Annotated in this window: 11 protein-coding genes; 5 read left to right on the top strand and 6 right to left on the bottom strand. The window is 61.8% G+C overall.

Annotation, left to right across the window (positions count from 1 at the left end; translation table 11 throughout):
* Positions 1-78: 78 nt before the first annotated feature.
* On the top strand, positions 79-1,101 hold the full coding sequence (locus VQ575_RS09915) for a glutathione S-transferase family protein (RefSeq protein ID WP_198723427.1): 1,023 nt from the start codon (positions 79-81) through the stop codon (positions 1,099-1,101).
* A 47-nt stretch (positions 1,102-1,148) separates the two neighbouring features.
* On the opposite strand, the gene cysG is transcribed toward VQ575_RS09915, so the two are convergent.
* From cysG to VQ575_RS09885, 6 genes are read right to left on the bottom strand one after another with little or no spacing between them, the layout of a single operon-like run.
* Positions 1,149-2,543 carry a siroheme synthase CysG gene (gene cysG / locus VQ575_RS09910; RefSeq protein ID WP_325919550.1) on the bottom strand — a complete coding sequence of 465 codons (1,395 nt, stop codon included), beginning with the start codon at positions 2,541-2,543 and terminating at the stop codon, positions 1,149-1,151.
* Positions 2,544-3,824: a serine--tRNA ligase gene (serS, locus tag VQ575_RS09905; RefSeq protein ID WP_045155663.1), complete on the bottom strand. Its 1,281-nt coding sequence runs from the start codon at positions 3,822-3,824 to the stop codon at positions 2,544-2,546. It abuts the gene before it with no gap.
* A gap of 15 nt (positions 3,825-3,839) precedes the next feature.
* The gene (gene crcB / locus VQ575_RS09900; RefSeq protein WP_018608522.1) at positions 3,840-4,214 is read right to left on the bottom strand and encodes a fluoride efflux transporter CrcB; all 375 of its coding nucleotides are present in this window, start codon (positions 4,212-4,214) and stop codon (positions 3,840-3,842) included.
* Entirely contained in the window at positions 4,211-5,536 is a 1,326-nt protein-coding gene (locus tag VQ575_RS09895) for a replication-associated recombination protein A (RefSeq protein WP_039592903.1), read from the bottom strand. The genes crcB and VQ575_RS09895 overlap by 4 nt, the downstream gene beginning before the upstream one ends.
* Positions 5,537-5,571: 35 nt before the next feature.
* Positions 5,572-6,195 (bottom strand): outer membrane lipoprotein chaperone LolA, encoded by a 624-nt coding sequence (gene lolA, locus VQ575_RS09890; RefSeq protein ID WP_325919548.1) that lies wholly within the window; start codon positions 6,193-6,195, stop codon positions 5,572-5,574.
* 58 nt (positions 6,196-6,253) lie between these two features.
* Positions 6,254-8,662, bottom strand: a complete 2,409-nt coding sequence (locus VQ575_RS09885) for a DNA translocase FtsK (RefSeq protein WP_325919545.1) — start codon at positions 8,660-8,662, stop codon at positions 6,254-6,256.
* Between the two features lie 319 nt (positions 8,663-8,981).
* Between VQ575_RS09885 and trxB the strand changes: the two genes are divergently transcribed.
* The 4 genes from trxB to infA all read left to right on the top strand — a co-directional run bounded on the left by trxB (position 8,982) and on the right by infA (position 11,832).
* Complete coding sequence (gene trxB / locus VQ575_RS09880) at positions 8,982-9,941, top strand: thioredoxin-disulfide reductase (protein ID WP_039592888.1); 960 nt, start codon at positions 8,982-8,984, stop codon at positions 9,939-9,941.
* A gap of 69 nt (positions 9,942-10,010) precedes the next feature.
* The gene (aat, locus tag VQ575_RS09875; protein WP_325919543.1) at positions 10,011-10,691 is read left to right on the top strand and encodes a leucyl/phenylalanyl-tRNA--protein transferase; all 681 of its coding nucleotides are present in this window, start codon (positions 10,011-10,013) and stop codon (positions 10,689-10,691) included.
* 56 nt (positions 10,692-10,747) lie between these two features.
* Positions 10,748-11,455 (top strand): arginyltransferase, encoded by a 708-nt coding sequence (locus VQ575_RS09870; RefSeq protein ID WP_039592886.1) that lies wholly within the window; start codon positions 10,748-10,750, stop codon positions 11,453-11,455.
* 158 nt (positions 11,456-11,613) lie between these two features.
* The gene (gene infA, locus VQ575_RS09865) at positions 11,614-11,832 is read left to right on the top strand and encodes a translation initiation factor IF-1 (RefSeq protein ID WP_002553999.1); all 219 of its coding nucleotides are present in this window, start codon (positions 11,614-11,616) and stop codon (positions 11,830-11,832) included.

Here is an 11,832-nt window from a genome sequence, read left to right as displayed (position 1 = left end):
ACGCCCAACCTTTGCGCTATTAGTTCGAACCTATCGGCATAGACTCGTCTCGAATGATTATTGAGCGAGGACATTCAGATGGGTTTGTTGGTCGAGGGCCGCTGGCAGGACCAGTGGTATGAAAGCAAGGACGGCAGTTTCCAGCGCGAGCAGGCGCAACGCCGCAATTGGGTGACCGCCGACGGCAGCCCGGGCCCTTCGGGCGAGGGCGGCTTCGCTGCCGAGGCCGGGCGCTACCATTTGTATGTCTCCCTCGCCTGCCCCTGGGCGCACCGCACGCTGATCTTTCGCAAGCTCAAAGGCCTTGAAGACCTGATCGACGTCTCGGTGGTCAGCTACCTGATGCTGGAGAACGGCTGGACCTTCGACAAGACCCACGGCTCAACGGGCGACAAACTCGACGATCTGCGATTCCTGCACCAGCGCTACACCGCCGACACGCCGGACTACACCGGCCGCGTCACCGTGCCGGCGCTGTGGGACAAACAGCAACGGCGCATCGTCAGCAACGAATCGGCTGAAATCATCCGCATGTTCAACAGTGCTTTCGATGGCCTGACCGGCAACGACCTGGACTTGTATCCCGAACACCTGCGACACGAGATTGATGCATTGAACGGGCGTATCTACCCGGCGGTGAACAACGGCGTTTATCGCGCCGGGTTCGCGACGACCCAGGCCGCTTATGAAGAGGCCTTCGACCAATTGTTCGCCGAACTGGATCGATTGGAAGCCCTGCTGGAAACCCGTCGTTACCTGGCAGGCGAATACCTGACCGAAGCGGATATCCGCTTGTTCACCACGATGATTCGTTTCGACGCGGTGTACTTCGGCCATTTCAAGTGCAACCTGCGGCGCATTGCCGATTATCCGAACCTGTCGAACTGGCTGCGGGAGCTATACCAATGGCCGGGGATTGCCGAGACCGTGGATTTCACCCATATCCAGGGCCATTACTACGGCAGCCATAAGACCATCAACCCCAATGGGATCGTGCCCAAGGGACCGAAGCAGGACTTTACGGTGGCCCATGATCGGGAGAGGTTGAGCGGGAAAGGGATCTGGCGTGGGACCGGGATTGATCCGAAGCATTCGTTATAGCTGAAGGCGTCTTCGCGAGCAGGCTCGCGAAGAGCGCCGCACGGTCTTCAGACCTGCCCCTGAGCCCCTTCAAACCAGGCCAGCTTCTCGCGCAACTGCACCACTTCCCCAACGATCACCAAGGTCGGCGCATGCACCTCGTGCTCGGCCACCAGCCGCGGCAAGTCTGCCAAAGTGCCGGTAAAGACCCGTTGGTTGGCTGTCGTACCCTGTTGGATCAACGCCGCTGGCGTGTCCGCCGCGCGACCGTGCTTGATCAGCTCGTTGCAAATCACTGGCAAGCCGACCAAACCCATGTAGAACACCAGCGTCTGCGCCGGCGACACCAGGTCGGCCCACGGCAAGTCGCTGGTGCCGTCCTTGAGGTGACCGGTGATGAACCGCACCGACTGGGCGTAGTCGCGATGGGTCAGCGGGATCCCGGCGTAGGCTGCGCAACCGCTGGCGGCGGTGATGCCCGGGACGACCTGGAACGGGATGCCATGGGCCGCCAGTTCTTCAATCTCTTCGCCACCACGACCGAAGATGAACGGATCGCCGCCCTTCAACCGCACCACGCGCTTGCCTTGTCGGGCCAGGTCCACCAGTTGCTGGTTGATCTGATCCTGCGGCACTGCGTGCTCGGAACGACGCTTGCCGACGTAGACCCGTTCGGCGTCGCGACGGCACAGTTCCAGGATCGCCGGCGCCACCAGGCGGTCGTAAAGCACCACGTCCGCCTGTTGCATCAGGCGCAAGGCGCGGAACGTCAGCAGGTCGGGATCACCCGGCCCGGCTCCCACCAGATAGACTTCACCCGGCGCGTTCGGCGCCTCACCATCGATTTTCTCCCGCAGCAGGCGTTCGGCTTCGGCGCCCTGCCCGGCCAACTGACGGTCGGCAATGGGGCCTTGGAATACCTCTTCCCAGAACGCCCGCCGCTGCTGGACATCCGGGAACAAGCCTTTGACCTGATTGCGAAAACGCGCCGCCAAACCGGCCAGTTGCCCGTACGTCGAGGGGATCCAGGTTTCCAGCTTGGCCCGGATCAGCCGCGCCAGCACCGGCGCATCGCCGCCACTGGACACCGCGATCACCAGCGGTGAGCGGTCGACGATGGCCGGGAAGATCACGCTGCACAGGGCCGGCGCGTCCACCACGTTGACCGGTACGCAACGCTTGTGGGCATCGGCCGAGACGTGGGCGTTGAGCGGTTCATCGTCGGTGGCGGCGATGACCAGGCCGCAACCGTCCAGGTCCGCTTCCACGTAGCCACGCTGGACACACTCGCCACCGCTGCCACTGACCAGCTCCCGCAACTGCGGTTCGATGTCGGGTGCGACCACCCGCAGCAACGCACCGGCATCAACCAGCAGGCGAGACTTGCGCAAGGCAATCTCGCCGCCGCCAACCACCAGCACGCGGCTGCCGCGCAGGTTGTGGAACAGTGGCAAATAGTCCATTTAGCCGATGACCTCGATGCCGCCCATGTAAGGCTTCAACACGTCGGGCACCCGGATCGAACCGTCGGCCTGCTGGTAGTTTTCCAATACCGCCACCAGGGTACGACCCACCGCCAGGCCGGAGCCATTGAGGGTGTGGACCAGTTCCGGCTTGCCGGTTTCCGGGTTGCGGAAGCGCGCCTGCATGCGGCGGGCCTGGAAGTCGCCGCAGTTGGAGCACGAGGAAATCTCGCGGTACTTGTCCTGGCTCGGGATCCAGACTTCCAGGTCGTAGGTCTTCACCGCGCTGAAGCCCATGTCGCCGGTACACAGCGCCAGGGTGCGATACGGCAGCCCCAGCAGTTGCAGGACTTTCTCGGCGTTGGCGGTCAGGCTTTCCAGGGCTTCCATGGATTTGGACGGCTCGACGATCTGCACCATCTCGACCTTGTCGAACTGGTGCTGGCGGATCATGCCGCGGGTATCACGACCCGAGGCACCGGCTTCGCTGCGGAAGCACGGCGTGTGGGCGACGAACTTGATCGGCAGTTGCTTGGCGTCGACGATTTCACCGGCGACGATATTGGTCAGCGACACTTCGGCGGTCGGGATCAGGTACAGGTCGGCTTCACCGTCGCGCCCGATCTTGAACAGGTCTTCCTCGAACTTCGGCAACTGGCCGGTGCCTTGCAGCGCCGGGGCCTGGACCAGGTACGGCGTGTAGGCTTCTTCGTAACCATGCTCGGTGACGTGCAGGTTGATCATGAACTGCGCCAGTGCGCGATGCAGACGGGCAATCGGCCCACGCAACAAGGCGAAACGCGCGCCCGACAGCTTGGCGGCGGTCTCGAAGTCGAGCCAGCCGAATTTCTCGCCCAGGGCCACGTGGTCCTGCACCGGGAAATCGAACGTTGTTGGTGTGCCCCAGCGGCGCACTTCGACGTTGCCGTCTTCGTCTTCACCAACCGGTACCGATTCGTGAGGCAGGTTCGGGATGCCCAGCAGGATCGAATCCAGCTCGGTCTGGATCGCGTCCAGCTCGACCTTGCCGGCGCTCAACTCGCCCGCCATGCGCTCGACATCGGCCATCAACGGCGCGATGTCTTCGCCGCGTTGCTTGGCCTGGCCGATGGATTTGGAGCGCGCGTTACGTTCAGCCTGCAGGGCTTCGGTGCGGGTCTGGACGGTCTTGCGCTGTTCTTCCAGCGCTTCGATGCGCGCGACATCCAGGGCAAAGCCACGGGAAGCCAGGCGGTCCGCTACGTCCTGTAGATTGCTACGTAACAGTTTGGAATCGAGCATGTCGGTCTCTCGTTATCAAAGTTTGGTCAGGGACAGGCCGGCCCAGGTGGCGAGCAGCCCGCCGAACACGCTGATGGCCGCATAGCCCAGGGCCAGCGGCACCTGCCCGCTTTCCAGCAGGCGCACCGTATCCAGTGAAAAGGATGAAAAAGTCGTCAGGCCGCCAAGAAAACCGACCATCAACCCCGCTCGCACCTCGATGGGCACCTCGGGGCGAATCAAAAACAGGCCGTAAAGAACGCCGATCAGCAGACAGCCCACGATATTAACGGCCAGCGTCGCGGTATAGAAGTGCCGCGGCCAATTTGCGTTGATCCAGTTACCCGTGGCAAAACGCAACAACGTACCGGCCACACCGCCAGCGGAGACTGCGAGAATCAAGGGGATCACGGTTTTCTCCGCTGCCGTGGACTCAGTCGGTCCAGCTGGGCCAAGTGATTGAGCTTCTCGCCGATCTTCAATTCCAGCCCACGAGGCACTGGTTGATAGAACCGCTGGGGTTCGAGCTCATCGGGAAAATAATCTTCGCCAGCGGCATAAGCGTCGGGCTCGTCGTGGGCATAGCGGTATTCGTCGCCATAACCCAACTGCTTCATGAGCTTGGTCGGCGCGTTGCGCAAGTGCAGCGGCACTTCGAGGGAGCCGTGCTCGGTGGCGCTGCGCATCGCAGCCTTGAAGCCCATGTACACGGCGTTGCTCTTCGGCGCGCAGGCCAGGTAAGTGATGGCCTGGGCCACGGCGAGCTCGCCTTCCGGGCTGCCGAGGCGTTCCTGCACGTCCCAGGCCGCCAGGCACAGGCTCAACGCCCGCGGGTCGGCATTGCCGATGTCCTCGCTGGCCATGCGCACGACACGACGGGCCAGGTACAGCGGATCGCAACCGCCGTCGATCATCCGCGCAAACCAGTACAGGGCACCGTCAGGATTGGAGCCGCGTACAGATTTGTGCAGCGCCGAAATCTGGTCGTAGAACGCCTCGCCGCCCTTGTCGAAGCGTCGCCGGGTATCGCCCAGCAGGCTTTGCAACAGCTCGACGCCAATTTCGCTGTCGTCTTCGGCCAGGTCCGAGGCGTTTTCCAAGAGGTTGAGCAAGCGCCGGCCATCGCCATCCGCGGCACTGAACAATATCTGGAAGCCCTCATCGCTGAGGCTCAGGTGACGCTTGCCCAGGCCGCGTTCTTCGGTCAATGCCCGATGCACCAGCTTGCGCATGGCGGTTTCGTCGAGGCTCTTGAGCACGTAGACCCGCGCCCGCGACAGCAAGGCGTTGTTGAGTTCGAACGAAGGGTTTTCGGTGGTCGCGCCGATGAAAATCAACGTGCCGTCTTCGACATAAGGCAGGAAGGCGTCCTGCTGGGACTTGTTGAACCGATGGACTTCGTCGACGAACAAAATGGTGCGCTTGCCGTACTGGCCGGCCTGCTGCTTGGCGACTTCCACCGCCTGGCGGATCTCCTTGACCCCGGCCAGCACCGCCGACACCGTTTCGAAATGCGCGTCCGAGACTTCCGCCAACAGCCGCGCCAGGGTGGTCTTGCCAACGCCTGGCGGGCCCCAGAAGATCATCGAGTGCAGGGCGCCCTGCTCCAAGGCTTCGCGCAGAGGCTTGCCGCGGGCGAGCACATGTTCCTGGCCGACGTACTCATCCAGGTTGGTCGCGCGCAAGCGGGCCGCCAATGGCTGGGCAATCGGGGCGCTTCGAAACAGGTCCATCACTGCTTATGCAACCTCCACTGGGGCGCTTGGGGTTATTCCTGGATCACGTCCGCACCCTTGGGGATGTCGAACTTGAACTTGGACGCAGGGATCGCCTCGTTGGCCTTGACCCCGGTGAACAGGATATTGGTGCGCTGGCCGACGCTGTCGATCAGTTGCATGTCGTTGACCACGCCGTTGCGGAACGACAGGCGCAGGCTGTCGAACAGGCTGTCCTTGGTCTTGGGCTTGAGAGTGAAGTCAATCACGCCGCCCGCTTCCTTGGAGGTGATGTCGAAGCTCTGGCTGATCTCGGAGATGTCACCGGAGAGCAACAGAGCGGGCGTCTGGGTCAGGCGCTGGTCGAGGGTCTTGATGGTCACCTGTTCCAGGTCCGGGTCCCACAGGGAAACTTTCTTGCCGTCGGAGACCATCAGTTGCTCGGCTGGCGCATCGGTGTGCCAGTAGAACAGGCCCGGACGCTGCAGGGCCATGTCGCCGGCAGTTTCCTGCAATTGGGTGCCGCTGCCGTCGAGGGTCAACTGGGAAAAGCGTGCCGTCAGGGTCTGGGAGCTGCCCAGCAACTGGGTCAGGCGGGCCACGTCCTTCTCGCCGGCCTGGGCCGAAAAAGCAGACAGGGCCAGTACGGGCAACAGCAGCATGCGAATCAGGCGCATGGGAATCCTCATGAATTCGTGGGGGGTCGAACGGCGTGTCATCACGCCGCCCGGGTAGTCAGTCGCGCATCGGGCCCGGCGCGAGCACTTCGCGCGAACCGTTGGTGTTCATGGCCGTCACGACCCCGGCCATTTCCATGGCTTCGATCATGCGGGCGGCGCGGTTGTAGCCAATCTTCAGCTTGCGCTGTACCGCGGAAATCGAGGCCCGGCGGCTCTCCAGGACGAACTGCACCGCTTCGTCATAGAGCGCGTCGGTCTCGGCATCGTCATCGCCGCCACCGCCACTGCCACCTTCAAAGCCGCTGCCGGCCTCTTCGACACCGTTGAGGATGTCGTCGTTGTATTCAGGGGCGCCGCGCAACTTCCAGGCTTCCACCACGCGGTGCACTTCGTCATCGGAGACGAACGCGCCGTGGACACGAATCGGCAGGCTGGTGCCCGGCGGCATGTAGAGCATGTCACCGTGGCCCAGCAGTTGCTCGGCGCCACCCTGGTCGATGATGGTCCGCGAGTCGATCTTGCTCGACACCTGGAACGCCATGCGGGTCGGGATGTTGGCCTTGATCAGGCCGGTGATCACGTCCACCGACGGCCGCTGGGTGGCGAGGATCAAGTGGATACCCGCCGCACGGGCCTTCTGGGCAATACGGGCGATCAGTTCTTCGACCTTCTTGCCGACGATCATCATCATGTCGGCGAATTCGTCCACCACCACCACGATCGTCGGCAGCTTGTGCAGCAGCGGCGCTTCGTCGTGGATGCTTTCGCGGTGATACAGCGGGTCGCTCAATGGCGTCCCGGCCTCTTCGGCCTCCTTCACCTTGGCGTTGAAGCCCGACAGGTTGCGCACGCCCATCTTCGCCATCAGCTTGTAGCGGCGCTCCATCTCGGCGACGCTCCAGCGCAGTGCGTTGGCGGCGTCCTTCATGTCGGTGACCACCGGACACAGCAGGTGCGGAATGCCCTCGTAGATCGACAGTTCCAGCATCTTCGGGTCGATCATGATCAGCTTGGCGTCTTCCGGGCCGGACTTGAACAGGATCGACAGAATCATCGCGTTCACGCCCACCGATTTACCGGAACCGGTGGTACCGGCCACCAGCAGGTGGGGCATTTTCGCCAGGTCGGTGATGACCGGCTTGCCGCCGATGTCGTGGCCCAGGGCCAGGGTGACCGGCGACTTGTGGTTGTCGTACTCCGGCGTCGACAGCACCTCGGAGAAACGCACGATCTGCCGGTCTTCGTTGGGAATCTCGATGCCCACGGTGGTCTTGCCGGGAATCACTTCCACTACCCGCACGCTGGTCACGGCCAGGGAACGCGCCAGGTCCTTCGCCAGGTTGGCGATGCGGCTGACTTTCACGCCAGCGGCCGGCTGGATTTCGTAACGGGTAATGACCGGGCCCGGGTGAATCGAATCCACCGAGACCTCTACACCGAATTCCTTGAGCTTGATCTCAAGCAAGTGCCCGACGGCCGCCAGGGACTCGGGGGAATAATTGAGTTGTTTCTTCTCGGCCGGGTCGAGGATCGAGATCGGCGGCAAGGTGCCCTCGACCGCGCTGTCGACGAACAACGGCGCCTGTTTTTCCTTCTGCACGCGCTTGCTTTGCTCGGGCGGCTTGGTCGGGGCCATGGTGATGACCGGCGGTACCTGTTTTTCGCGCTCGGACATGTGCTTGCTCAGGGCCTGCTCGCGCTCGATCAAGCGCTCCTTGACCTTGGCCTGCTCGCGTTTGTCCGTCACCGTTGGCGCCACGACGTCGTGGACGCGGTCGTCGACTTCACGCAGTTGCGCCACCAGTTGCTTGCGCTCATTGCGCGCCGCCCACCAGCGGTTCAGCGCGCCCTGGATCAATTCGATGAGATCGAGGGTGATCTTGCCGGTAACGTCCATGACCTTGAACCACGACAGGTCGGTGAAAACCGTCAGGCCGAACAGGAACAAGGCGATGAACAACAGCGTACTGCCCTGGATGTTGAGCGCGTTCCTGGCCAGGTCGCCGAGGCTTTCACCCAGCGCGCCTCCGGCCCCGGCCGGCAGGCCCGTAGGCGCGTGGAAATGAATGTGGGCCAGGGCGGCGCCTGACAACACCAGGAAGACCAGGCCGATCAGGCGCCAGGAAAACAGCCAGCCGCTCCACTGCCACGGCTCATGGCGCTGGCGAAATATCTGGTACGTCTTGATCGCCAGCAGCAGCGGGAAGATATAAGCGAAGTAGCCCAGCACCATGAACAGGATGTCGGCGCTGTAGGAACCGGCAGGACCGCCGAAATTCTGCACGTCTTCGATCTTGCTGTTGTGGCTCCAGCCCGGATCGTCCTTGCCGTAGGTCAGCAAGGCCATCATCAGGAACAGGCACAAGGCACCGATGGCGATCAACGCACCTTCCTTGAGCCGGTAGTGCAATTGTTGGCGCCAGAGCGGAACGACTGTCTTGGGTGCTGCGGTGGATTTCTTCAAAACGCTTCTTTTCCTGCGCCTATGGCGCGTCCATCTGTTGAATGACTATGAAAAAACTGCCCATGACGAGCAGGTAAAAAAGTGAATGTGCCCAACCGGTACTACTTTTACCACTGTGGCATGCGTCCGGAAAACCACAGGAGTCGCCAAAGAGGTTGATCTTTTGCGCATCCTGCGTTCAAAACCCAAGCATTGTACGGGTTTGTCATGCCCAAGGCATTGCCCGCACGCTCGGCGACAGCATAGCCATGATCAAGGGTCTTGGGCGCCAATTTGAGCATGCATTCTCTTTTGTGACAAAGGCTTATGAGGTGTTTTTATGAGCGAAGCGAAGCATTCACGCCTGATTATTCTCGGTTCCGGCCCTGCAGGGTACAGCGCTGCTGTCTATGCGGCCCGTGCCAACCTCAAACCCGTTGTCATTACCGGCATACAGGCCGGTGGCCAGCTCACCACCACGGTCGAAGTCGATAACTGGCCGGGCGATGTCGAGGGCTTGACCGGCCCAGTGTTGATGGAACGCATGCAGCGGCACGCCGAGCGCTTCGACACGCAGATCGTCTACGACCATATCCACACTGCCAAGTTGCAACAGCGTCCTTTCGAACTGGTCGGTGACAGTGGCACCTATACCTGCGACGCGCTGATCATCGCCACCGGCGCCTCGGCGCAGTACCTCGGCCTGCCGTCGGAGGAAACCTTCGCCGGCAAGGGTGTTTCAGCCTGCGCGACCTGCGATGGTTTTTTCTATCGAAACCAGGTGGTGGCAGTGGTCGGTGGCGGCAACACCGCCGTCGAGGAAGCCTTGTACCTGTCGAATATCGCCAAGGAGGTGCACTTGATCCACCGAAGGGACAAGCTGCGCTCGGAAAAGATATTGCAGGACAAGCTTTTCGAGAAAGCCGCCAACGGCAATATCCGCCTGCACTGGAACCAGAACCTGGATGAAGTCCTGGGCGACGCCAGCGGCGTGACCGGCGCGCGCCTGCGGCACAGCGAGACCGGCGAAACCAGTACGCTGTCCCTGGCCGGGGTCTTCATTGCCATCGGTCATAAACCCAACACCGACCTGTTCCAGGGCCAACTGAACATGCGCGACGGTTATTTGATCGTGCGCGGCGGCAGCGAGGGCAATGCCACCGCCACCGACATCGAAGGCGTCTTTGCCGCCGGTGACGTGGCCGATCATGTCTACCGCCAGGCCATCACCTCCGCCGGCGCCGGCTGCATGGCCGCCCTGGATGCGGAAAAGTATCTCGATGACATCCCGGCCGTTTGACGGTTAACCTCTAGGCGGGCTCCGGCCAATCTGGAGCCCCGCCCTCCCCTTCTGCAAGCCCGGACAACAATGCTGACTTGGTTACAACGCAACACATTCGATTTTCCGCCCCTGGAAAAAGCCATGCGCGACCCCAACGGCCTGCTCGCCGCCGGTGGGGATCTGTCCGCCGACCGCTTGATCCAGGCCTATCGCCACGGCTGCTTCCCGTGGTTCTCGGAGGGCCAGCCGATCCTGTGGTGGTCACCGGACCCGCGCACCGTGCTGTTTCCCGACGAGCTGCATGTCTCGCGCAGCCTGGGCAAGCTATTGCGCAAGCAGCGCTATGAAGTGACGTTCGACCAGGATTTCGCTGCCGTCATCAAGGCCTGCGCCGCGCCCAGGGATTATGCCGACGGCACCTGGATCACCGACGCCATGCAGACCGCTTATCTGGAACTGCACCGACGCGGCTTCGCCCATTCCGTGGAGGTCTGGGATCGAGGCGTGTTGGTTGGCGGGCTGTACGGCCTGGCGATGGGGCAATTGTTTTTTGGCGAGTCCATGTTCAGTCGAGCCGACAATGCGTCGAAATTTGGCTTCGCAACCCTGGTCCAACACCTCAAGGAAGCAGGGTTCGTCCTGATCGACTGCCAGATGCCCACCGAGCATCTGCACAGCCTGGGCGCGCGATCGATTCCGCGAACCGAGTTCACCGCTTACTTGAAAGCCCATCTGGACCAACCCAACCAAGCCACCTGGGTTTGCTGAGCGATATTCGCGCTCCTGGCTTACACTTGAATTGAAGTTTATCCCGAGGGTTGATTATGACCGAGTTGGCGCGCTTGAAGTTCTATGCCACTCAACCTCACTCATGCAGCTACCTGCCCGAGGAGCAGGCCACGACCCTGTTTCTCGATCCCAGCCAGCCCATGGACGTGCATGTCTATGCCGACCTGTCGGAGATGGGTTTTCGTCGCAGCGGCGATCACCTCTACCGGCCCCATTGCCAGCATTGCAACGCGTGCGTCCCGGCGCGCATTCCCGTGGCCCGCTTCACCCCCAACCGACAGCAGAAGCGCATTTTCAAGCGCAACGCCGATGTGCAGGTACGCCCAGCCAAACCGCAGTTCAGCGAAGAATATTTCGACCTGTACCAGCGCTACATCGAACAGCGCCACGCCGACGGCGACATGTACCCGCCCAGCCGGGACCAGTTTTCGACCTTCCTGGTGCGCGACCTGCCGTTTTCACGTTTCTATGAGTTCCGCCTCGAGGGCCGGCTGGTGGCCATCGCCGTCACCGACCTGCTGCCCAACGGCTTGTCGGCGGTCTACACCTTTTATGAGCCCGACGAGGAAAAACGCAGCCTGGGACGCTTTGCCATCCTCTGGCAGATCAATGAATGTCGGCGCCTGGGCCTGGAAGCGGTGTACCTGGGGTACTGGATCAAGAATTGCAAAAAAATGAACTACAAGACCCAATATCGGCCCATTGAATTGCTGATCAACCAGCGGTGGGTTGTCCTGAACTAAGGCCGCTCGCGAGTCCGCGTCTTATCGAAGCGCCGGTCTCATTGAGTAACCTCCCAAGAACCCCTTGGCTTGGCCCCCCTTTTTCGGGCACAATGCACGCCGCTTTTGCCTGGCGCAGTTGCACCGGGCCATTCACTGGATACCGAGGGCTTTACTGCATGTCGAAAGAAGACAGCTTCGAAATGGAAGGCACTGTCGTCGACACCCTGCCCAACACCATGTTTCGTGTGGAGTTGGAAAATGGGCACGTCGTAACCGCGCATATCTCCGGCAAGATGCGCAAGAACTACATTCGTATTCTTACCGGTGACAAAGTGCGCGTCGAGCTGACGCCCTATGACTTGAGCAAAGGGCGCATCACTTACCGCGCTCGCTAA

This window comes from Pseudomonas frederiksbergensis (assembly GCF_035751725.1).
In the GTDB taxonomy this organism is placed as follows: Bacteria; Pseudomonadota; Gammaproteobacteria; order Pseudomonadales; family Pseudomonadaceae; genus Aquipseudomonas; species Aquipseudomonas frederiksbergensis_A.
Note: the sequence above shows the minus strand (reverse complement) of the source record. Positions and strands in the feature narration are given on the sequence as shown.